This is a genomic window from Paraburkholderia sp. USG1 (assembly GCF_031570135.1).
In the GTDB taxonomy this organism is placed as follows: domain Bacteria; phylum Pseudomonadota; class Gammaproteobacteria; order Burkholderiales; family Burkholderiaceae; genus Paraburkholderia; species Paraburkholderia dioscoreae.
Genome location: NZ_JAMWXW010000011.1, coordinates 89,590 through 112,046 on the forward strand (window position 1 = coordinate 89,590; position 22,457 = coordinate 112,046).

The 22,457-nt window shown below is 64.1% G+C and carries 15 protein-coding genes; 12 read left to right on the forward strand and 3 right to left on the reverse strand.

Going from position 1 to position 22,457, the window contains the following annotated elements; genetic code table 11:
* Window positions 1–307 precede the first annotated feature (307 nt).
* Window positions 308–1,333 carry an IS110 family transposase gene (locus tag NE850_RS16460; RefSeq protein ID WP_310698927.1) on the reverse strand — a complete coding sequence of 342 codons (1,026 nt, stop codon included), beginning with the start codon at window positions 1,331–1,333 and terminating at the stop codon, window positions 308–310.
* Window positions 1,334–1,652: 319 nt separating this feature from the next.
* Between NE850_RS16460 and NE850_RS16465 the strand changes: the two genes are divergently transcribed.
* From NE850_RS16465 to pelG, 7 genes are all read left to right on the forward strand, one after another.
* Complete coding sequence (locus NE850_RS16465) at window positions 1,653–4,337, forward strand: sugar ABC transporter (protein ID WP_310698928.1); 2,685 nt, start codon at window positions 1,653–1,655, stop codon at window positions 4,335–4,337.
* Between the two features lie 19 nt (window positions 4,338–4,356).
* Window positions 4,357–8,358: a tetratricopeptide repeat protein gene (locus NE850_RS16470; RefSeq protein ID WP_310698929.1), complete on the forward strand. Its 4,002-nt coding sequence runs from the start codon at window positions 4,357–4,359 to the stop codon at window positions 8,356–8,358.
* Window positions 8,359–8,395: 37 nt separating this feature from the next.
* Window positions 8,396–8,947, forward strand: coding sequence for a hypothetical protein (locus NE850_RS16475; protein ID WP_007182447.1), 552 nt, complete (start codon window positions 8,396–8,398; stop codon window positions 8,945–8,947).
* A gap of 78 nt (window positions 8,948–9,025) precedes the next feature.
* Window positions 9,026–10,438 (forward strand): PelD GGDEF domain-containing protein, encoded by a 1,413-nt coding sequence (locus NE850_RS16480; RefSeq protein ID WP_405044846.1) that lies wholly within the window; start codon window positions 9,026–9,028, stop codon window positions 10,436–10,438.
* Entirely contained in the window at window positions 10,431–11,441 is a 1,011-nt protein-coding gene (locus NE850_RS16485; RefSeq protein ID WP_007182445.1) for a hypothetical protein, read from the forward strand. The genes NE850_RS16480 and NE850_RS16485 overlap by 8 nt, the downstream gene beginning before the upstream one ends.
* Window positions 11,438–13,090, forward strand: a complete 1,653-nt coding sequence (gene pelF, locus NE850_RS16490) for a GT4 family glycosyltransferase PelF (RefSeq protein ID WP_007182444.1) — start codon at window positions 11,438–11,440, stop codon at window positions 13,088–13,090. Before NE850_RS16485 ends, pelF begins: the two co-directional genes overlap by 4 nt.
* A complete protein-coding gene (pelG, locus tag NE850_RS16495; RefSeq protein WP_007182443.1) occupies window positions 13,090–14,463 on the forward strand; it encodes an exopolysaccharide Pel transporter PelG in 1,374 nt (457 codons plus the stop codon). Before pelF ends, pelG begins: the two co-directional genes overlap by 1 nt.
* A gap of 159 nt (window positions 14,464–14,622) precedes the next feature.
* On the opposite strand, the gene NE850_RS16500 is transcribed toward pelG, so the two are convergent.
* A complete protein-coding gene (locus NE850_RS16500; protein WP_232064129.1) occupies window positions 14,623–14,895 on the reverse strand; it encodes a hypothetical protein in 273 nt (90 codons plus the stop codon).
* Here NE850_RS16500 and NE850_RS16505 point away from each other — a divergent pair.
* The 5 genes from NE850_RS16505 (at window position 14,885) to NE850_RS16525 (ending at window position 22,150) form a co-directional block, all read left to right on the forward strand.
* On the forward strand, window positions 14,885–15,769 hold the full coding sequence (locus tag NE850_RS16505) for an endo alpha-1,4 polygalactosaminidase (protein WP_232064130.1): 885 nt from the start codon (window positions 14,885–14,887) through the stop codon (window positions 15,767–15,769). The two genes, NE850_RS16500 and NE850_RS16505, sit on opposite strands and share 11 nt — an antisense overlap.
* Before the next feature lie 38 nt (window positions 15,770–15,807).
* The gene (locus tag NE850_RS16510; RefSeq protein WP_165185530.1) at window positions 15,808–16,725 is read left to right on the forward strand and encodes an endo alpha-1,4 polygalactosaminidase; all 918 of its coding nucleotides are present in this window, start codon (window positions 15,808–15,810) and stop codon (window positions 16,723–16,725) included.
* A gap of 44 nt (window positions 16,726–16,769) precedes the next feature.
* Window positions 16,770–17,792: a UDP-glucose 4-epimerase GalE gene (galE, locus tag NE850_RS16515; RefSeq protein WP_310698931.1), complete on the forward strand. Its 1,023-nt coding sequence runs from the start codon at window positions 16,770–16,772 to the stop codon at window positions 17,790–17,792.
* 85 nt (window positions 17,793–17,877) lie between these two features.
* The gene (gene glmS / locus NE850_RS16520) at window positions 17,878–19,695 is read left to right on the forward strand and encodes a glutamine--fructose-6-phosphate transaminase (isomerizing) (protein WP_310698932.1); all 1,818 of its coding nucleotides are present in this window, start codon (window positions 17,878–17,880) and stop codon (window positions 19,693–19,695) included.
* A gap of 199 nt (window positions 19,696–19,894) precedes the next feature.
* Window positions 19,895–22,150: a copper-translocating P-type ATPase gene (locus NE850_RS16525; protein ID WP_165185534.1), complete on the forward strand. Its 2,256-nt coding sequence runs from the start codon at window positions 19,895–19,897 to the stop codon at window positions 22,148–22,150.
* Window positions 22,151–22,248: 98 nt separating this feature from the next.
* On the opposite strand, the gene NE850_RS16530 is transcribed toward NE850_RS16525, so the two are convergent.
* On the reverse strand, window positions 22,249–22,392 hold the full coding sequence (locus NE850_RS16530; RefSeq protein ID WP_197740219.1) for a hypothetical protein: 144 nt from the start codon (window positions 22,390–22,392) through the stop codon (window positions 22,249–22,251).
* Window positions 22,393–22,457: the final 65 nt, after the last annotated feature.

Consider the following 22,457-nt stretch of genomic DNA (forward strand, 5'->3'; position numbering starts at 1 on the left):
CTTGAGACCGCCCCATCTGATGTGCTATCTTCCACGGCCTTAGCAGGAAACAAACAAAATGTATGGTCAGCCCAAGTTTTGCAACCTGAATGTGTGACCTGAGATAAAAGGGCTTGCGCAAATGTATCCGGGCTCGAAATGGGCGCGGATTAATAGCGCCCGGCCCTCGATGAGGAGCCGCGCCCGACTGTCCTTTAAAAAGTCGTCAGTCTGCGAGACTGGATTGTTTGTCAGGTTTTCAGTCGGGCCGTGTGCCATTTATCTTCATCACAGATTGGTGGTCGCAAAAGCAGGCAGGTTGAGCTGATCAGGCGGGGCGCGGATGCGCTTGATATTCGCCCCCCCTGGCCAGAATTGCCCACACGATTCTGGCCATTTTGTTGGCCAGCGCGCAGGCAACGACATTGGTGTGACGGCGTCGCAGCAGGTCCTGCACCCATGCGCCGAGCGCATCGGTGCGCCTCTGGACGCAGCGCAGGACGGCACGCGCGCCCTGCACCAGCAAGCTGCGCAGATGTTTATCGCCGCGCTTGGAAATGCCCAGTAGCGTCGCGCGCCCTCCGGTCGAATGCTGTCGTGGCACCAGACCCAGCGAGGCGGCGAAATCGCGGCCTCGCCTGAATCCATGCACGTCACCGGCCATCGCAAGCAGGCTGCTCGCGGTCATCGGGCCGATACCCGGAATGGTAAGCAGTCGCTGGCCGGCTTCGTTCCCGGCCAGCTGACGTTTGAGTTCGGTTTCGAGTTCGACGATTTCGTTGCTGAGTTGGCCGAAGCGATGATACAGACGCAGCAGCAGGGCCACCATCGGCGGCGGCAGCGCATGAGCCGGATCGTCGAGTAGTATGGGCAGGCGCGTGATGGCGACAGATCCGATCGGCAGGCTCACGCCGAACTCCAGCAAAAAGGCATGAATCTGATTACCCGTCGCCGTACGCTCACGCACCAGCGCTTCGCGCATCCGGTGCAAGGCCAGCAGCGTCTGCTGCTCAGGCGTCTTGATGGCGACAAAGCGCATTGATGGACGCGAAGCGGCTTCGCAGATTGCCTCGGCGTCGGCGAAGTCAGTCTTGTTGCCCTTGACGAATGGTTTGACGAACTGGGGGGCAATCAATCTCACCTGATGGCCAAAGCCCTGGAATTTGCGAGCCAGCCAGTGTGCGCCAGCACAGGCTTCCATGGCAACGGTGCAGGCCGCGCAGTTTGCCATCAACGTATACAACTGGGTCCGTGTTGCCTTCTTGCGCCAAACCTCGTGCCCATGAGCGTCTTGCGCATGAAGGAAGAAGCAGTGTTTGCCCAGATCGATACCCACCAACGTCGCGTTTGCCATGATGGCCTCCCGGAAAAGGAAACGGCCCGATCAGCGTACGCCGATCGGGCCGTTTCGGTCAGGCTGACCATCTCATTAAGTCGGTTTCGCATCCGGCGCAACGTCGAATTTGCGCCGTGTAAATAATGCAAAATGGGCCGGCTCAAAAATCAGCTAGCGGGACATCTCTTCATACGGGATAACGCCGCTCGCGTTCAGACAGAACGGGGAAAAGATTTTGGCGATGAAGAAGCGGACCCGGGCACGCGCCGGCGGGGACTCTTGCGGGGTTGTCGAAAGGGCGAACGAACGATTTCTCACGCGTACCTTGATTGCGGTAATGCTCGGCACGGCCGGTATCGTACCGCTCGTGACGCATGCCGAGCTTGCGCCGCCGCAGTCCGCTGCCGCGGCCGCCCATTCTGCTTCCTCTCAGCCGAACCTCGCTTTCTTTTACGCGGCCAATCCGCCTGTCGGCGAATTGCAGGCCTTCGACGCCGTCGTGGTCGACCCGGCCACCGGTTTCGATCCGGCGGCTCATCCGCTGGCTCATACCACGTGGATCGCGCGCACTTACGCCGAGTCCGCTGGTTCGGCCGACGCATTCCTCTCCAGCCAGATCGAACCGCTGTGGCAGCGTGGCTATCGGGGCTTTCTGCTCGATACGCCCGCCGCCGTCGCCGCCGCCGGCCGCATTCATGACGCGCATCCGGACGCACGCCTCGTGGCGGGCGGCGCCGACGTCATGCGCAATGCGCTGCCGTATGCGAAGTCGCTCTACGCGGTGGTGGGCGAGTCGCTGGTTCGCGGTGTGGATGACAGCGGCCAGCTTCTCGACGTCCCTGAATCGTTGCGCGCACAACGCATTGACGAGGCGCGCGCGTTCACGCAGCAAAGCGGCGTGCCCGTTGTGTCCGTGGAGTATTGCGGGCGCACCGACCGGCAGTGCGCCCGCGAGACGGCCGCGCGCGTCGTGTCGGCCGGCATGCTGCCCTATGTGACGAGCAAGGCGCGCGACGTGGTCGGCATCGGCAAGATAGAAGTGCTGCCGCGCAAGATTTTGATTGTGCAGGACCGCGACACCCAGGATCCGCTCGACCTGAGCGCCGGTGTACGCGATCTGGCCATGCCGCTCAACTATATGGGCTACGACGTCGAGTATGCCGATTTCTCGTCGCGTCTGCCGGACGCCATCACGCCGGATCGCTACGCGGGCGTCGTCGCGTGGATCCAGCGCGGCGCGGTGCCCGATCCCGAGGCATGGCAGCGTTGGGTCACCGCGCGCATGGCCGATCACATTCCTGTCGCGTTTCTCGGTCAGTTCGGCTTCGACGCGGCCGGTTCGGCCGGCGCGGCGCTCGATCTGCAAGCCGTGGGCGGCACGCTGGCCGCACCGGTCACGGTAGTCAAAAGCGATCCGATGGTCGGCTTCGAAATCAGCCCGAAGCCCGAACCGCGCGATCTGCAAGGCGTGCGTGTGGGTTCGCGCAGCCAGCCGTTGCTGCGCGTGTCGGCCAATGGCGTGCTGCTCGATCAGGTCGCGCTCACGCCGTGGGGCGGCTATGCGCTCAGTCCCTACACCGTGGCCTCGCTCGACAGCATCGAGCAGGAGCGCTGGGCGATTCAGCCAATGACCTTCATGAAAGCGGCGCTGCATTTGCAGGACATGCCGTCGCCGAGCGTCACCACGGAGAACGGCCGGCGCCTGTTGATGTCGCACGTGGATGGCGACGGTTTCGCGTCGCGCGCCGAATTCCCCGGTCCCGACTATTCCGGCGAGGCGCTGTACCAGCAGATCTTCACCCGCTACCCGGTGCCGATGACGCTCTCGGTGATCGAAGGCGAGGTGGGTCCGAAGGGCCTGCATCCGGATATCTCGCCGCGTCTCGAAGAGATCGCACGCAAGATGTTCGCGCTGCCGCACGTCGAGATCGGCACGCACACCTATTCGCATCCGTTCCAGTGGGAGCAGGTGGACAGCAAGACCGGCGCACAAGTGGATCGCGGAGGCGGCGACGCGGCGTTCTCGCTGAATATTCCGGGTTATCACTTCAATATCGACCGTGAGATCACCGGTTCGATCGACTACATCAACACGCGTCTCGCGCCGGCCGGCAAGAAGACCGTGATCCTGCAATGGTCGGGCGACTGCCGGCCGCCGGGTTTCGTCGTGCGCAAGGTGTACGAGGCGGGCGTCTACAACTTCAACGGCGGCGACACGGTCATCACGAAGTCGGCCAATAGCTGGACCAATATCGCGCCGATCGGCGTGGACAAGGGGCCTGGCGCTTATCAGGTGTACGCACCGAATCAGGACGAGAACGTCTATACGAACGACTGGCAAGGCCCGTTCTATGGCTTTACCCGTGTGCTCGAGACCTTCGCAATGACCGACCGGCCGCTGCGTTTCAAGCCGATCGACATTTACTATCACATGTACAGCGGCACCAAGGTGGCCTCGTTGCGCGCGCTCGACCAGATCTTTTCGACGGTGCTCAAGCAGCCGGTGATGCCGGTCTACGTGAGCGAGTACATCCGCAAGGTGCTCGACTGGCACACGTTCGCGGTGGCGAAAGAGGTGGGTCCGCAGGCGAACGACTGGATCGTGCGCGGCAATGGCGAAGTGCGTGAGTTGCACTGGCCGCAGGCGGCGAGACCGTCGCTCGATAACGCCTCGGGCGTGACCGGTTTTGCAAACGGTCCTGACGGCACCTATATCCATATCGACGGCGGCAGCGCCCGGTTTGCGATCGGCAGCCCCGTAACAAGGGAAGCGGCGCCGTATATCGGCGAAGCCAACGGTTTCGTGCGCAACTTCCGGCGCACGCCGCAGGGCGTGCGTTTCGAATTCGCCGGTCACTACCAGCCGTTCGTCAAGCTGGCCAACGCTCAGCAGTGCAAGGTCAGCGTGAACAATCAGGCAGTAGTCACGCGTCGTGACGGCGATTTCCTGCGTTTCGACACGCCGGCCGAGGTCGGACCGAAACTGAACTACAAGTCAGTCGAGGTCGCCTGTGGCCGATAATCGCCCTCGCATCGCGCCTATGTGGCTGGTTCTGCTGCTCGCGGGCGTGGTGTTGATCACACTCTATCTCGTGCATCCGCGCGGCGGCCTGCGCAGCCGGATGACGTCCACCGACGCGCCGAGCGATCTCAGCATCGCCTATCTCGAAGCATGGTTGCGTGTGCAGCCCGACAACACGGAAATCCTCTCGGTGCTCGGCACGCAGTATGTGCGTCTGGGGCGCAACCAGGACGCGCTCCGTATGGCTGCCCGCATGGAGGCGATTCCCGGCGAACAGATGCGCCGCGCGGCGCAGTTGCTGCGTCTGACCGTCGAGACGCGCGAGACGTTCGCGCTGCCCGCCAACGACCCGGGCCGCGATGCCGCGCTCGCGCGGTTGCGCACGCAGCTCGCCAATGCGGCGGCCCTGTCCGGGGCGAATGCCGATCTGCAGATGCTGGCTGAAGCAGCCGCTTCGGTGAACGCGCAACAACTCGCCGGGCAACTCTATGCGCGCCTTGCCGCGCAGGATCCGGCGCAACAAACCCGCTGGAACCGCGAAGTGGTGCGCTTCGCCATGTACGGCGGCGACTATCGTGGCGCGGCGAACGCCTGGTTCCGCCTGCAAGCGGCCTCGGCGACGTTCGATGCGCAGCGTCAGTGCTTCATCGCAGGTATTCGGGCCTTGCAATCGGGCAATCTGCTCGACGAAGCGCTCGCTGCCGCCAACGACCACGGCGCCGCGTTTGCCCACGATCACGAGACGCTCGTCGTGCTGCTGAACCTGGCGCGCGCGGCGCATCGCCCGGATCTCGTCGACCGTTATGCGAAGGCGCTGGCCGGCTATGCGCAGGCACGGCCTGATGAAGACGGCGCGCTGCGTCTCGTCGACTTCATCCGCCAGCGTGCGCGTGAAGACGGTTCGCAGGGGCAGTACGCCTATATGGACGGCCCGCAGGCCGGAGCGGCGCTCGCGATGCGCACCCGCACGCAGGGTTGGGGCGATGTGCATCTCGTGCGTGTCGCGGCGTCCACCGCGGCATCGGCGCCTGCCGCAACGGCGTCGAATCCGGCAGCGAATACGGCGCCGGCAGCGGCATCGAGCGCCGCAGCGAATGCAGCAGCGAATGCAGCAGCGCCCGCAGCCGCATCAAACCCTACAGCCACGTCGAACGACGTGCCGAGTCTCCTCTATCAGTCGTTCCTCGAATCGAACGATCTGCCGAACGCACAGCGCGTGGCGACCGAGCAGGTCGGCAAGAATCCGGGCTCGCCGGTCTGGACCAAACGCCTCGCTCAGGTCTCCGAATGGAACCATGCGTCGCCGCTCGCCTTGCAGATGTGGCTCGCGTACGCGCAGGCCACGCACGATCCGGAAGGCTGGAAAAACGTCATGCGCCTCGCGCCCATGCTCAACGACGACAATGCCTATCTGGCGGCGTTGATCCAGGCATCGAACGCGGCGCCCGGCGACCTCAAGCTGGTCGACTCGGTGGTTGCGGCCTACGAGCGTCTCGGCCGCCCGGACGACGCGCTGGCTTTCCTGCGCAGCCGCCAACGCAATTCGCCGGCTGAAGCGATCGATACGCGTCTGGGTCAGCTCGCCGAGCGCTCCGGTCACGACGACGAAGCGCTGGCCTACTACCGCAAGCTGAATCAGCTGTATCCGTCGAACACGCAATACGCGCTGCGCACGGCGAGCCTGCTATATCGTCACGGCGACTACAAGGGCGCGCTCGACACGCTGCTCGCCGCGCGCAAGGGCGCCAAGGACGACGATGTGCTGTTCTGGCGCAATGCCGCGCAACTCGCGCGTCTTTTGCAGCGTGACGACATTGCGAACGACGCCTACAGGCATCTGCTTGCCAGCGGCAAGGCGGCGCCCGAAGATCTCGCCGCAATGACGTACTTCTACGACGCATATCCGGTCGACGCGGCCCGCACGTCCGAGTTGCAGTTCCGCCGCGACCAGTCGCAGCGCGCGCTGCAGAGTGCGATTCACTATTACACCGATGCCGAGCAATACGATCGCGTCGACGCGTTGCTGAAAAGCCTGACGCCCGAGCAACTGGCCACCGCTGAAGGCGACCCCGCGTTTCTGCGCGTGCGCGCCGAATACTATCGCCAGACCGACCGTCCGCTCGACGCGCTGCACGACTTGCAGCACGCGGTGGCGCTGCCGGGCGCGACGCTCGACTTGCGCGCCGCGCTGCTCTGGACGCTGGTGGACTACGGCAGCGAAGCGCAACTGCGCGAGGCGGTGGCCGAATGGCGCGATGCGCCCGCGCAGGCGCCGGCTTTGTGGGGGCCGCTGGCCGCCGCGCTGATGCGCCTGAACCGGCCTGAAGCCGCGCTCAAGTATCTGCGGCTGCAATCGGCGGCCATGTCGCGCGATCCGCTCTGGCAACTGACCTACGCCGAAGCGCAGGAAATGGCGGGGCGCAGCGATCTCGCGTGGTCGATCCGCCGCAACGTCTGGCGTCAGATGCAGCAGGAAGAGGCCGCCGTTCGCGCCAACAGCGCACAAGGACAGATCGTGCTGCGCACGCGCGCCTCGCAGGGCAGCGAAGTGCGTGAGCAGATGCTGGGCCGCCGCGTGACGCTCGCGTCGATCTTCGAAAACGCGGACGTGTCGAAGGCTTTCCTGATCGATCTGCTCGCCAGCGACGCCGGCCGCAACGACAACACCGAAGCGCGCCGCACGCTGCTCGGCGACGCGGCCGGCCTGCCGCCCGCGCAGCCCGTGAAGGCGCACGCTGCCGCGGCGTTGCCGGATCAGGCGCAGTTGAGTTCGTCGGTGGCGCGCGACGTGGCGCTCGCCTGGGCGATGTCGCATGAAGCGAATCCGTTGGCGAAGCGCTGGCTGGCTCGTCAGTACGCCAATGTTCTCGTGCAACCTTCGGAGCAGTTGATCGCGTTCGCGCTCGCCGACAACGACAAGCCCGCGATGGAGCGGCTGCTCGACCAGCAGGGCGCGCGCTTGCCGCTCTATAACCGTATCGATGCGTCGATCGCGGTGGATCGTCCGGGCGCGGCCGAAGACCTCGCGTTTCAGGGGCTGGAAGGCGCGCCTTACGATTCGGAACTGCATAGCCGCCTCGAGCAGACCGCTCTGACGTGGCCGCAATCGCTCGATGCGACCGTGACCAGCTACGTCGAGCATCCGCTCGATTACATCGAACAGACGCTGGCGGGCAGCATCAAGATCGCCGATCTGTATATGGTCGGCGTGAACGGTATCCAGCGCTTCCAGCACTCCACGGATCAGGGGCAACTCACCAACGTGCCGTCGGTGGATCGTTCGGTGGAATTTTTCGCGCGGCGTCAAACGTACGACACCGCGTTCATGGTCACCGTGGGACGCCGCGAAGCGCTCGACAGTTTCTACAGCGTGTCGGTGGCTGCGGAGTGGGGCAGGAATTCGCCGTTGTCGATCGCCTTGAAAGCGGGCCGCAACCAGACCGCGCGCGAGTCGCAGGCGTTGCAGGTGGGTGGCATGAAGGACAACGTGGTCGGCACGATTACGTACCGCGCGACGCAGAGTCTGTATGCCACGGGCACCGTCGAGGCCGATCGCTTCTACAGCCAGGCGCGCAGCTATCTTGGCAGCGGTGTGCTGTCGAGCGGTGAAATCGGCTATCGCATCCGCACGAACTATCCGGACTACACGCTGCGGCTGATCGGCGCGCATGGCGACTACGGCGCGAGCGGCGAGGCCGACGGCCTGATCTCGCGGCTGATTCCCGTGAGCGCCGGCCCGGTCAGCGCGTCGACGTTCATCCCGCAGACCTACTCGCAATACGGCGTTTTCTTCGGCTTCGGCAACGATCTGATCGACCAGTACACGCGTGCATGGCGGCCGTTCCTCGACGTCGGCGTGCTGCATGATTCGTTCCAGGGTTGGGGTCCGTCGCTCAGTCTGGGCCTCGCGGGCACGGTGTTCGGCGGCGATCACGCGGCGCTCTTTTTCTCGCATCAGCGCGTCTCGCGTCTCGGCACGCCGGTGACCCAGATCGGCGCTCGCTATAGCTGGTTTTATTGAACCGGATTTCGCATAGTTATCCCAAGGAGAATTCTTCATGTACGGCATTAAACGATTGGCTCGCACGAGCGCCTGGTGTGTCGCGGCAACCGCGCTGGCCCTGCTGGTGAGCGCATGCGGCACGGTGCGCCAGACCTCGGGCCCCGCGCTCGCACGCGGCGACAAAGTGGCGGTGGTGTCGATCGCCAACTACACTGAAACGCCGGATGCGGGCCATAGCGCCGAATCGATCGCGGCCAATACGCTGCGCGCGGGCGGTATCGCCGATGTGCGCATTGCCCCGGCCGATTCGAACCGCAATTCGCTGTTCGACACGACGCAGCGGGCCGACAGCGACAAGGCGCTGGAATGGGCGCGTTCGCAGAACGCCCGCTACGTCCTCTCGGGTGCGGTCGAAGAATGGCGCTACAAGACGGGTGTGGACGGCGAGCCGGTGGTCGGCGTGACCTTCGAGCTGATCGATGTGTCGAACGGCGCCGTGGTGTGGAGCGCGACGGGTACGCGCACGGGCTGGAGCCGCTCGGGTCTGTCGAGCGTGGCGACCTCGCTGATCGCCAAGGTCCTGTCGCCGTTGCAAGCGCGTCAGTAAGCTTATCCCCAAGGTTGCCGGTCGGCGCCCGAAACGCGGGCCGCGAACCGACACCCGACATGTGAAAAGGAAATGGCCGTGAATACCGCAGCCGTGGAAAACAATCCGGGCGCATCCAAGCCGCGCCACGCGCATCCGTTCGGCAATCTCGGACGTGTGCGCCGCTTTCTGGCGCCCGCGGTGGCGCGGCCGTTCGCGATCGTGGAGACTGTCGTGCTCGTGCTGGTCGTACTGGCCGTGGCGCGGTGGCTTCATCCGGAAGACCCGTTGCTGCTGCGCTCCGGTTTTCCGTGGCTATGGCTGGTGTCCTTGCTGGTGGCCTTGCGGTACGGCAGCCTGCTTGGTTTGCTGAGCGGGGCTTTCATACTCGGCGCATGGGCGCTCTTCTATCCGCATGGCGGCCCGTTCCCCGCGCTGTATTTCGCCGGCGGCCTGATCCAGACGATTCTCGCCGGGCATTTCGGCGATACCTGGGGCAGCCGCGCCGAACGCGCCTCCTCGCTGAACGATTACCTGAACGACCGTCTCGTTGCGTTGACCAACAGCCACTACCTGATGCGGCTGTCGCACGAGCGGCTCGAAAAGGATCTGCTTTCCCGGCCCACCACGCTGCGCGATTCGATTACCGAATTGCGCCGGCTGTCGGTCTCTAGCGAGACGGCGCTTGCAGTGCCGGCGGTTGCCAAAGAGGGACATCCGCTGGGCGGCGCGAGCGGCTTGCTCGAATTCGTCGCGCAGGCCTGCCAGATCGAAGTCGCGGCGCTGTATCCGGTGCGCGACAACAAGCTCGACAGCGAGGCGATCGGCCGGATCGGCGATCCGTTCGAACTCGAAATGCACGACGAACTCGTGATGCATGCGCTCAACACGCTGAGCGTCGCGCATCTGAAGAACGAAGACACGGTCGTGCCGGTCAGCCAGTACCTGGTCTGCGCGCCGCTGGTGTCGGCGGACGGTGAGCTGCGCGCGCTGCTCGTCGTCAAGCGCATGCCGTTCCTGTCGCTCAACTTCGACAACCTGCAATTGCTGCTGGTGTTGCTCGGCTATTACGCCGACGGCGTCGAGCATTCCGCCTTCGTGCAGCGCATTCTCGATAGCGTGCCGAACTGCCCGTACGAATTCGCGCTCGACCTGAGCCGTCTCGCGCGTCTTCAGCAGAAGACGGGCGTGGCGTCGTCGCTCGTCGCGCTGGCTTTTCCGCGCGACGAAGAGGGCGACTCGCTGTTCGAGCATGTGATGCGCCGCCGCCGCTCACTCGACGTGATGTGGCCGGTGCAAACGGCGAAGCAGTCGGTGCTGGTGAATCTGATGCCCGCCACCGACACGACCGGCATCGACGGCTATCTGGCACGGATCGAAGCCAGCCTGACGGCACAGTTCAACACCGACCTGGAGCGTGCGCGCGTCGGCGTTCATACGCTCCACCTGGAGGGCGACGAGCCCGGCGCGGCGCTGATGCGCCTTCTCAAACGAAGCGGCCTCGATGTCTAAGACCCTTTCTTTCATCGTCGGCGCGCTGGCGGCCGTGGTGGCCGTGATCGTGCAATACCTGGCGATCGCGAGCCTGCTGCAACCGGCCGGCGCGACCGATCCGCTGCTGCGCTTTTTCGCGCTGCAGGCATTGGCCGGACTCGCCGAAGCCGTCGCGTTCCGCTCGTGGCTGCCGCTGAATTATCGCGAGCCCCGGGCGCTCTCGTTGCTGTTCCTGTGGCTCGCCTGTACTTTCGTGCCGCTGTTCGGCGGCCTCGTGGTGCTGAGTAGCTGCATCTGGGCTGCGCTCTTTCCGGCCAGCAAGGACAGCGATCAACTCGCCGACGTGCCGCGCCCGGAATTCGTCACGTATCTGGTGTCGCGCGTTTCGCACGGCGGCGGCGCGCGGTTGCAGGCGCGGCTCGCGAATACCCAGGTATCGCCCACCGACCGGTTGTCGGCGCTCGTGGCGATCCAGAGCATGCCCACCCGCACCACCGGCACGTTGCTGCGCGAGCTGCTGGCCGATCCGCTCGAAGACATCCGCCTGATCGCTTACGGCACGCTCGACCACGCCGAAAACGAAATCATGCAGAAGATCTTCCGGACCAGCAAGGCACTGGAAGTGACCGGCAACGACACCGAGCGGCACGCGCTCAACCGCATGCTGGCCGAACTGTATTTCGAACTCGTGTACCAGAACCTCGTGCAGGGCGCGGTCTACCGCCACACGCTGCAACAGGCCGATCGCTACGCGCAGACGGCGCTCGAAACCGATCCGACCGATGCGGCGCTATGGCTGATTCGCGGCCGTCTCGCACTGGCGAATGCGTTGCCCGATGCCGCGCACGAATACATTGCGCACGCGCTCGAACTGGGCTTCCCGCGTGAGCGGCTGGTGCCGTGGCTCGCGGAAGCCGATTTCCTGCGCGGCGACTACGCTCGTGTCTCGCAGCTTCTCGCATCGCTGGGCAATGCGGCCGCGTTGCCCACACTCAAACCGGTTGTGAAGTACTGGTCATGATGAAAGAACTCCCGATCCGACGTGCCGCCGATGCCGATGTCTGCCTGCTGCTGGAAGGCACGTTCCCGTTCGTGCGTGGCGGCGTGTCGAGCTGGGTCAACGAAATGATCCGCTCGTACCCGGAGATCCGTTTCGCGATTGTCTTTATCGGCAGCCGGGAACAGGACTACGCCGGGGTTGCCTATGCGCTGCCGGAAAACGTCGTGCATCTCGAAACGCATTATCTGTACGAGCAGGCGGTCGCGGACTTTCAACCGCGTGCCGTGGATGGCGACGCCGCCGCGTTCGCGCACTCGCAGGCATTGCACGACGCGCTGCGCGATCCGCGCAACGGCCGGGACGCCGGCGAGCTGATGGCCAGCATGATCCCGATGCTCGGCGCACACGGCGCGCTGAACGAGGAACAGTTCCTGTCGAGCCGTGCGGCGTGGGACACCATTGTCGATCAGTATCAGAAGTACTGTACCGATCCGTCGTTTACCGATTACTTCTGGACCGTGCGGATCATGCACAAGCCGCTGTGGCAACTCGCGCGCGTCGCCGAGAAACTGCTGCCGGCGAAGGTTTATCACACGGTATCGACAGGTTATGGCGGCTTTCTCGGCGCCTTGATGCATTACCGCACGGGCCGCCCGCTGCTGGTTTCCGAACACGGCATCTATACGAAGGAACGCAAGATCGACTTGCTGCAGAGCCAGTGGATTCGCGACAACCGTGGTGTGTTCGAACGCGATATTTCGCGCGTCAGCTATTTCCGCGAGCTGTGGGTGCGTTTCTTCGAAGCGATCGGCAAGCTCGCTTACGACGCCGCCGACGACATCGTCGCGCTGTACGAGGCGAACCGCCAGCGCCAGATCACGGACGGCGCGCGCGCCGAGCGCACGCAATGCATACCGAACGGTATCGACGTCGACGCGCTGGGGCCGCTGGTGGCCGAGCGCAAACCGCGCTCGCACCGCGTGGTGGCGCTGATCGGGCGGGTGGTGCCGATCAAGGACATCAAGACCTTCATTCGCGCGATCTTCATTGCGTCGCGGACCATGCCGAATCTGGAAGGCTGGATCATCGGGCCGGAAGAGGAAGATCCCGCCTACGCGCTCGAATGCCGCGCGCTCGTGGAGAGTCTCGGGCTCGGCCGCAATGTGAAATTCCTCGGTTTCCAGCGCATCGACGACATGCTGCCGCAAGTGGACGTGATCGCGCTGACCTCGATCAGCGAGGCGCTGCCGCTGGTGGTGCTGGAGGGCTTCGCGGCCGGCGTGCCGGCCATCACAACGGATGTGGGCTCGTGCCGCCAGCTGATCGAAGGCATGGATGCGGAAGATCGCGCGCTCGGTTCGGCCGGCATGGTGGTTCAGCTCGCGGACCCGGCGGCGTTTGCCCAGGCGGTGCTGTCGCTGCTCGCCGACGAGACCCGCTGGCACGCCGCGCAGCAGGCCGGACTCGCGCGCGTGCGCCGCTATTACACCAGGAAGCAGATGATCGACCGCTATCGCACCCTGTATGACCGGCTTTCCGCCATGCCGGATCGCGAGCGCAACGGCACGGCCGCCGACGCGGCGCGCTGCCCGATGCACCACGCCACTCAATCCGGGGCGGAGCCGCGCGTGCAGCCGGCGCAGTCCGTTCAATCGCGGGAGACACGCTGATGGCGGGTATCGGCTTCGAATTGCGCAAGATCATGCGCCGCGACACGCTGACCGGCGTGGCGCGCGCCTATGCCTACGCGGGCCTGATCAGTTCCGGGCCGCTGATCCTGTCGATCTTCGGGATCCTGATCATCGGCCTGATCAGTCTCACCTCGGTGATCCCGACCTTCGCGATCGTGCAGTTTCAGGTGTCGGTCACCTATCTGATCGCGCTCAGCCTGATTCTCACCGGGCCGCTGCAGTTGTCGTTCACGCGGTTCATTTCCGACCGGCTGTTCGAAAAACGCGATGACCTCGTGCTGTCGAACTATAACGGCGTGGTGCTGGTGTCGTCGATTCTCGCCAGCGTGGTCGCGGTGATCGCGATGCTGGTGGGTTTCCGCGAGGAACCGCTGATCTATCGCTTGCTGATGATTACGGGCTTTGTCGTGGTCAGCAACATCTGGATCGCCGTGATCTTTCTGTCGAGCGTGAAGCAGTATCGGCAAATCCTGCTGGTGTTCGCCGTGGGCTATGCGTGCGTGGTGTGCCTCGCGCTCGCGTTGAACGGTTATGGACTTGTCGGATTGCTCGGCGGATTCGTGGCGGGGCACATCGTGCTGCTCGCCGGCTTGTCGGGTCTGATCTACCGCAATTACCGCAGCGAGCGTTTCGTTTCGTTCGAAGTGTTCGAGCGGCGCTTCGCCTATCCGAGCCTCGCGCTGGTCGGCCTGTTGTTCAACATCGGCGTGTGGCTCGACAAGTTCATGTTCTGGTATGCGCCGGGTACGGGCACCCGGGTCATCGGCCCGCTGCACGCGTCGGTGATTTACGACATTCCGATTTTTATCGCCTACGTGTGCGTGATGCCCGGCATGGCGACCTTCCTCGTGCGCATCGAGGCGGATTTCGTCGAGTACTACGACGCTTTCTACGACGCCGTGCGCAGCGGCGCGACGCTGCGCCATATCAACGAAATGCGCGACATGATGGTGGGCAGCGTGCGGGCCGGTCTGTATGAAATCATCAAGGTGCAGGCGGTGGTGCTGTTGCTGATCATCGCCTTCGGCGAGCGCGTGCTGGGCTCGCTGGGCATTTCGCCGCTCTATATGCCGCTGCTGGTGGTGGACGTGGTGTCGGCGAGTCTGCAGGTGCTGCTGCTGGGGCTGCTCAACGTGTTCTTCTATCTCGACGGGCGGCGCGTCGTGCTGCGGCTCACCGGCGCATTCGTCGTGCTGAACGGACTCTTCACCGGCATCACGCTCAGACTCGGGCCGGATTTCTACGGCTATGGATTTGCGCTGGCGCTGCTGGTCGTGGTGGTGGCGGCAGTGAAAGTGCTCGACCACAAATTCATGTCTTTGGAATACGAAACGTATATGTTGCGGGGTTGAAGCGAAAGCGTTGCTGTTTTTGATCCTGCCTCATGCGAGGCCTGCCGTTCTGTAACGGTGGTGCCTCGCGCGTGGGGAGGCGAACCGGCGCGCCCGCGCCCTCGGCCTGACACCGTTCGACTTCGGATTCCACATGCCTCAGTATGACTTTGGCCCGCTTCAGCGGGCCGCTCGCGCGCGCCTTGCTTTCAATGTCCAATGTGCCGGCCGGCTGGCGCGTCGATGGATCGGCGCGGCTGTCGCTATCGCCGCTACTGGCTCGATGGCCGCTTGCGGAGGTGGGTCGGGCGGCAGCGGGGCTAACTCCGCTAACGTTTCCAGCTCTTCCACCTCTTCTAACTCGAACAATTCGGCGAATTCGACCGGCTCGGCGAATCCCGCGACGAACGCGAACAGCAACGCGAATACCAACACGCAGCCGATGAGCCCCACGCCGGCGATCTCCGCGGCTCGCGCGTTGCCGGCCCAGCCGGTGTGGGCGGCCTATTACGGCCTGGGCAGCGCGCTCGACATCGCCCAGGCCGCGGCCACGTTCAAATTGATCGTGATCGACGCGGATCCCGGTAACGGCACGCCTGCCTTCTCCGCGGCGCAGATCGCGGCGTTGAAGGCGGATGGCGCGAAAGTGCTCAGTTATCTGAATTTCGGCGCGTGCGAGAAATCGCGCACTTACTGGAACACTGTCCCCTCGGGCTTCGTGTCGTGTGGCGCGAATACGTCGGCGCAAATCAGCAAATATCAGGGCTTCCAGGAATACTGGATGAATCCCGCCAATGCCGACTATCAGAATCTGCTCGTCAACTACGTGGCGGCGCGGCTCGCGGCAACCGGTGTCGACGGTTTCATGCTGGATAACTTCGAGATCGTCGGGCACGGCGCCGGTTCGTCCACCGCTCCGTGCGATGCGGCCTGTGCGCAAGGCGGCCTCGATCTCGTCAAGCAACTACGCGACCGCTTTCCGGACCTTGTGCTGGTGCCCAATGCCGCGCCGGTGCAGGCTATCGGCGGGACGACGGGAGGCGTATCGTTTCCGTGGCTGATCGACGGCGTGATAGCCGAGCAGGTCTTCCTGCCGTCGACGAGCACGTCGGTGGTGCAGCAGTTGAAGTCGTGGCAAAGCACCGAGCAGAACCTCGGGCGCAACGGGTTCTTCGCAGGGTCGCTCGACTATGTGTCGTCGTGCACGGCGAGTTCGACCGCGCAAACCGCGTGGACGGCCGCGCAACAGGCGGGGTTCAGTCCGTCGATCTCGATTGCGTCGCTCGATAGTATCTGCTGGTGGTCGTTCCTGCCGGTGGGCAGTTAGCACCAGCCGCCTGAAGCGGGCCGGCTGGCCTGCACAACATGAAAGAGGAGCCGGGCTTGCCTGAGCACGATCACGACCGATGTTCCACATTGCGCGCGCTGCTGCGCCGTGTGAGCCGGCTCGCGCGCATGGCCGCATTCAGCGCGCTGGCTTCGGTGGCGCATGCGCAGGGCGCGGCGGACGCTCCGGTGGGACCGTCGGTGGCGCTGTACTACGGCGCGAATCCGCCGGTAGAAGAACTGTCCGCATTCGATGTCGTGGTGGTCGATCCCGACGCGCACTTCAATCCGCGTGCTCACGCGAAAGCGCATCCCGCGTGGTTCGCCTACGTGAGCGTGGGTGAAGTGAACCCGCATCGCGCGTATTACAGCGCAATGCCGTCTGCCTGGCTGCTGACTGTCAATGAAGCGTGGGCTTCGCATGTGGTCGATCAGACGGCCGCCGATTGGCCGGCGTTTTTCGTGGACAAGGTGATCGCGCCGCTCTGGAAAAAAGGCTTTCGCGGCTTTTTCCTCGACACGCTCGATTCCTATCACCTGGTCGCCAAAACCGCTGCCACGCGAGCCGCGCAGGAAGCAGGGCTGGTGCGGGTGATCCGCGCGATCAAGACGCGCTATCCACGAGCGAAGCTGATCTTCAACCGGGGCTTCGAAGTGTTGCCGCAGGTCCATGATCTTGCCTACGTGGTCGCATTCGAATCGCTGTATCGCGGTTGGGACGCCGGCAAGCAACGCTATACGGAAGTGCCGCAGGCCGATCGCGACTGGCTGCTCGCGCAGGCGGCGACCGTCCGCGGTCAGTACAGGCTGCCGGTGCTGGCCATCGACTATTGCTCGCCCGCGGACGACGCCTGCGCAACCGAAACCACCGCGCGCATCGCGCAAGCCGGAATCATGCCTTACGTGACCGACGGCGGACTCGCGACGGTCGGCGTGGGTCTGACCGGGCGGCAATGAGCGGCGAGCCGCTCGAGTTGAATCGATAGAAAGGGGAAATTCGCATGGTCTTGAAGGGCACGATTCTGGTAACCGGCGGTGCCGGCTTTATCGGTTCGCATACCTGCGTGGAATTGCTGAACGGCGGTTACGACGTGGTCGTGGTCGACAACCTCGTCAACAGCAACCGCGAGTCGCTCAAACGCGTGGAGCAGATTACCGGCAAGCGCGTGGCGTTCTACGAAACGGATTCACGCGACGAAGCCGCGTTGCAGCACATTTTCGACGCGCACCCGGTGACCGGCGCGATTCACTTCGCGGCGTTGAAAGCGGTGGGTGAATCGGTCTCCAGGCCGATCGAGTACTACGACAACAATCTCGGCAGTCTGCTTACGCTGCTCGCGGTCATGCGCGCACGCAATGTGAAGCAGTTCGTGTTCAGTTCGTCGGCCACGGTGTATGGCCTGCCGAAGACCTCGCCGATCGACGAATCGTTTCCGTTATCGGCCACGAATCCGTACGGCCAGACGAAGCTGATCGCCGAACAGGTGCTGCGCGACCTGGAAGTGTCGGATCCGTCATGGCGTATCGCCACGCTGCGTTATTTCAATCCGGTCGGTGCGCACGAGAGCGGTCTGATCGGCGAAGACCCGGGCGGCGTTCCCAATAACCTCATGCCGTATGTCGCGCAAGTGGCGGTCGGCAAGCTGGCGAAGCTGCGCGTATTCGGTGGCGATTACGACACGCCGGACGGCACCGGCGTGCGCGATTACATCCATGTGGTGGACCTGGCGCGCGGACACCTGGCCGCGCTCGACGCGCTGGTGAGGCGCGATGCGAGCTTTGTGGTGAATCTCGGCACGGGGCAGGGCTATAGCGTGCTGGACGTGGTGCGCTCGTTCGAAAAGACATCGGCGAGGCCGGTGCCTTATGAAATCGTGGCGCGCCGTCCAGGCGACGTCGCGTCCTGTTTTGCCGATCCGTCCGCCGCTGAAAAGCTGCTCGGCTGGCGCGCGCAGTACGGCATCGAACGGATGTGCGCGGACCACTGGCGCTGGCAGTCGACCAATCCTGCCGGTTACGCCTGAGACTCAACTCGAACTCAGCTCGAACTCAGCTCGATCCGGGGCGGCTCGCCCCATCCGGTACAACATCACGTGGGAAAGCAATTTTATGTGTGGCATTGTCGGCGCGGTAGCGCAACGTAACATCGTCCCGGTTCTGATCGAAGGACTGCGTCGTCTCGAGTATCGCGGTTACGACTCGTGCGGCGTCGCCGTGCTGGCCGCCGCCGGCCCGCGCCGCGCGCGCAGCACGGCGCGGGTCGCGGATCTCGACGCGCAGGCGCGCGAGACGCATCTCGAAGGCGGCACGGGCGTCGCGCACACCCGTTGGGCGACGCACGGCGCGCCGGTCACGGACAACGCGCATCCGATCTTTTCGAAGGATGAGTTGGCGCTGGTGCATAACGGCATCATCGAAAACTACGAGCCGTTGCGCGAGATGCTGCGGGCCAAGGGCTACGTGTTCGTTTCGCAAACCGACACCGAAGTGGTCGCGCACCTCGTGCACAGCCTGTATCGCGGAGATCTGTTCGAGGCCGTTCGCGAAGCCGTGAAGCAACTGGACGGCGCGTATGCGATCGCGGTCGAACACAAGGATCATTCGCATCTCGTGGTGGGCGCACGGCAAGGCTCGCCGTTGGTGGTTGGCCTCGGCGAAGGCGAGAATTTCCTCGCCTCCGACGCGTTGGCGTTGGCCGGCGAGACCGAGCGCTTCATCTTCCTGGAAGAGGGGGACGTGTGCGAGTTGACGCTGGAGTGCGTGCGGGTCGTGAGCCGCGAGGGCGCCGACGTACAGCGCGAAGTGCGCACCGTGGCGGCGTATGGCGGCGGCGTCGAACTCGGACCATACCGCCACTTCATGCAGAAGGAAATCTTCGAGCAGCCGCGCGCTATCGCCGACACGGTGCCGCAAGGCGAGTCGCTCGACGCTTCGCTGTTCGGCGCGGGGGCAGCCGCCGTGTTCGCGGATATCGACAGCCTGTTGATTCTCGCTTGCGGCACGAGCTATTACTCGGGACTGACGGCCAAGTACTGGCTCGAATCGATCGCGAAGATTCCGACGCAGGTCGAAATCGCCAGCGAATACCGCTACCGCGATTCGGTGCCCAATCCTAAGGCGCTGGTGGTCGTGATTTCCCAATCCGGCGAAACGGCCGACACGCTCGCCGCGCTGAAGCATGCGCAGTCGCTGGGACATGCTCATACGTTGTCGGTCTGCAATGTGGCGACGAGCGCAATGGTGCGGTTGACGTCACTGTCGTTTCATACGCACGCGGGCCGCGAGATCGGCGTGGCATCGACCAAGGCGTTCACCACGCAACTGGTCGGCCTGTTCGTGCTTGCCGTGACGTTGGGGAAGATCCGCGGCACGGTGAGTGCGGAGCAGGAAGCCGATTATGTGCGCCAGTTGCGCCATCTGCCGGCCGCGTTGAACGCCGTGCTGGCGCTGGAGCCGCAGATCATCGCGTGGTCGGAGAAGTTCTCCGGCAAGGAAAGCGCGCTGTTCCTCGGGCGCGGCTCGCATTATCCGATCGCGCTGGAAGGGGCGCTCAAGCTCAAGGAGATTTCCTACATTCACGCAGAGGCTTATCCGGCCGGTGAGCTCAAGCATGGCCCACTGGCGCTCGTTACGGATGCGATGCCGGTCGTGACGGTCGCGCCGAACGACGCGCTGCTCGAAAAGCTGAAATCGAATCTTCAGGAAGTGAAGGCGCGAGGCGGCGAACTGTATGTGTTTGCCGACGCCGACACGCGGATCGGCAGTGAGCCCGGTATTCACGTGATCAGAATGCCGGAGCATTACGGCCCGTTGTCGCCGATTCTGCATGTGGTGCCGTTGCAACTGCTTGCCTATCATACAGCGTGCGCGCGCGGGACTGATGTCGACAAGCCAAGAAATCTGGCGAAGTCCGTTACAGTAGAGTAAAAGCGTAAACGCGTAAGCGCCGCTTCGTGGACTCCGGCGAAGCGCGCGCGCCTTGTGCGAGGTGCTTTTCGTCGCCGCTCGCTTTGCCCGCCGTAAATATTCGCGTCGACGCTTCTTCCTTGCGTCAGGTCAAATGGACCCGGAAGTTATCCAGCAACGATACGGCGCATGTCCAATAGCGCATCGCGGAGGGCTTTTCATGTCTGAATCGCACGGCCACGTCCACGCCCACGCTCACTCACCGGGTTCCGTAACCATCGATTCCGCTCAAGCGTCCGGGCCGCAACGCGGGGGCGAGACGGGCGTCGTCTACACTTGCCCGATGCACCCGCAGATACGGACATCGGCGCCGGGCAATTGCCCGATTTGCGGCATGACACTCGAACCCGTGACCCCGCCCGCGGTCGAGGAGCGGAACGTCGAACTCGAGTCGATGACGCACCGGTTCCGGGTTGCGCTCGCGCTGTCCGTGCCGCTGCTGGTGATGACGATGGGGCCGATGGTTTCATCTTTCGACCTCGGCGCGGTCGTGGATCAAATCGGAGCCCGCCTGGCACGGCCACACTGGATGTCTGCATCGTGGGCACAGTACGTCCAGGCAGTACTCGCCACACCGGTCGTCCTGTGGGCAGGATGGCCTTTTCTGCAGCGCGGCTGGACATCCTTCAGGACGTGGCAACTGAACATGTTCAGTCTTATCGGACTGGGCGTGGCCGCGGCGTACGGGTTCAGCCTGTTCGCGCTGTTCTTTCCCGATACGTTGCCGCAGGCGTTCCGGCGCGGCCATGAGTTGCCGCTGTATTTCGAGGCCGCATCCGTCATCGTCACGCTTATTCTGCTCGGGCAGGTGCTCGAACTTCGCGCGCGTTCACGCACGTCGAGTGCTATCAGGGATCTGCTCAAACTGGCGCCGCATACGGCGATTCGCGTTAGGTCTGACGGGACCGAGGAAGCGGTGCCGCTGGAAGATGTCGCCGTGGGCGACTTGCTGCGCGTCAAACCGGGCTCCAAGGTTCCGGTCGACGGCGTTGTCACGGACGGCAGTTCGAGCGTCGACGAATCCATGATTACCGGGGAATCCATTCCGTCGGAAAAGGGTACCGGCAGCAAGGTGACGGGCGCGACCGTCAATCAGACCGGCACGTTCCTGATGCGTGCGGAGAAGGTCGGCTCGGATACGCTGCTGGCCCGAATCGTTCAGATGGTCGCGCAGGCGGGTCGCTCCCGCGCTCCCATCCAGAAGCTGGCTGACAAGGTGTCGGGCTGGTTCGTGCTGACGGTGCTCGCAGTCGCGCTCGCTTCGTTTGTGGTGTGGGCTGCCGTCGGGCCGGCTCCTGCGCTTGCGAACGCGCTGGTCGTCGCCATCAGCGTGCTCATCATTGCGTGCCCCTGTGCGCTCGGATTGGCAACGCCTGTTTCTATCATCGTAGGAGTCGGCCGCGGCGCCAAGGAAGGAGTTCTGATCAAGGACGCGGAAGCCCTCGAACTGATGGAGAAAGTCGATACGCTGGTGGTCGACAAAACCGGCACGCTGACCGAGGGCAAACCTCGCGTGCAAACGGTCGTGGCGCTGGCGGAGCAGTCGGAGTCCGTCGTGCTGAGCTATGCGGCCAGCCTTGAAGGGCCGAGCGAGCATCCATTGGCGCAGGCCATTGTGGCCGAGGCGCGGGAGAAAAACGCGCAGACCAGGCCGGTTGAAGCATTCAATGCGATTGTCGGCAAGGGTGTGAGCGGCCGGATCGACGGTCACGGCGCAGTGCTGGGCAATACGGCGCTCATGGACGACACGAAGGTCGATTGCGCCGCCGTACGCACGGAAGTGGACCGGCTGCGCGAAGCCGGCCAGACCATCATGTACCTCGCAATCGAGGGCACGCTCGCGGGCTATATCGGCGTCGCCGACCCGGTCAAGGAAACCACCGCCGAGGCGGTCCGGTTGCTGAGGGCGTCGGGTATCCGGATCATCATGCTGACCGGCGACAACCCCGTCACCGCCAACGCAGTGGCAAAAACGCTGGCGCTCGACGGCGTCAAAGCCGGCGTGCTGCCGCAGGACAAGTACAGGCATGTTCAGGAGTTGCAGCAGCAAGGGCATATCGTTGCAATGGCGGGAGACGGTGTCAACGATGCGCCGGCTCTTGCTCAGGCCAATGTGGGCATTGCGATGGGTACCGGCACCGACGTGGCGATGAACAGCGCCCGCGTGGTGCTGGTCAAGGGCGACCTGCGAGGCATCGCGCGAGCCCGGGCCCTGAGCGTCGCGACGATGAAAAACATCCGCCAGAACCTGTTCTTCGCCTTTGCGTACAACGTGATTGGAATCCCGGTCGCCGCGGGCGTGCTGTATCCGTGGCTAGGCGTGCTGCTGAGTCCGGTTCTCGCGAGCGCCGCGATGGCATTGAGCTCGGTCTCGGTGATCGGCAACGCGCTTCGTTTGCGGGCTGTGCAAACGTAGAGACACCGATAAAGCCGCTGACAAGGCACTGACATTCAGCGCACCGGCACATCGGGCGATCGGCGCGATTACCGTGATCGCCCGACAGCCTGTCGTCCTCACTTCGCCGTGCGAGCCGCCGTGATAATGGCTGCCGCGACTTCGGCCGGCTGCGACAGCATGACGACGTGGCTCGCGTCGACCTTGACCACCGTCGCGCCGATCTGTTGCGCCATGGCTGCCTGCAAGGGCGCGGGGATCATGCGATCCTTCTCTGTCCGCACGTACCACGACGGCCTCGTGTAACTTGCGGACTGGAGGATGCGCC

Excerpts from the sequence above, each read along its gene's own strand:
- NE850_RS16460 (WP_310698927.1), bottom strand. The coding sequence starts at position 1,333 with ATGGCAAACGCGACGTTGGTGGGTATCGATCTGGGCAAACACTGCTTC.
- NE850_RS16465 (WP_310698928.1), top strand. The coding sequence starts at position 1,653 with ATGCTCGGCACGGCCGGTATCGTACCGCTCGTGACGCATGCCGAGCTT.
- NE850_RS16470 (WP_310698929.1), top strand. The coding sequence starts at position 4,357 with ATGTGGCTGGTTCTGCTGCTCGCGGGCGTGGTGTTGATCACACTCTAT.
- NE850_RS16475 (WP_007182447.1), top strand. The coding sequence starts at position 8,396 with ATGTACGGCATTAAACGATTGGCTCGCACGAGCGCCTGGTGTGTCGCG.
- NE850_RS16485 (WP_007182445.1), top strand. The coding sequence starts at position 10,431 with ATGTCTAAGACCCTTTCTTTCATCGTCGGCGCGCTGGCGGCCGTGGTG.
- pelF (WP_007182444.1), top strand. The coding sequence starts at position 11,438 with ATGATGAAAGAACTCCCGATCCGACGTGCCGCCGATGCCGATGTCTGC.
- pelG (WP_007182443.1), top strand. The coding sequence starts at position 13,090 with ATGGCGGGTATCGGCTTCGAATTGCGCAAGATCATGCGCCGCGACACG.
- NE850_RS16505 (WP_232064130.1), top strand. The coding sequence starts at position 14,885 with ATGAGCCCCACGCCGGCGATCTCCGCGGCTCGCGCGTTGCCGGCCCAG.
- NE850_RS16510 (WP_165185530.1), top strand. The coding sequence starts at position 15,808 with ATGAAAGAGGAGCCGGGCTTGCCTGAGCACGATCACGACCGATGTTCC.
- galE (WP_310698931.1), top strand. The coding sequence starts at position 16,770 with ATGGTCTTGAAGGGCACGATTCTGGTAACCGGCGGTGCCGGCTTTATC.
- glmS (WP_310698932.1), top strand. The coding sequence starts at position 17,878 with ATGTGTGGCATTGTCGGCGCGGTAGCGCAACGTAACATCGTCCCGGTT.
- NE850_RS16525 (WP_165185534.1), top strand. The coding sequence starts at position 19,895 with ATGTCTGAATCGCACGGCCACGTCCACGCCCACGCTCACTCACCGGGT.
- NE850_RS16530 (WP_197740219.1), bottom strand. The coding sequence starts at position 22,392 with ATGATCCCCGCGCCCTTGCAGGCAGCCATGGCGCAACAGATCGGCGCG.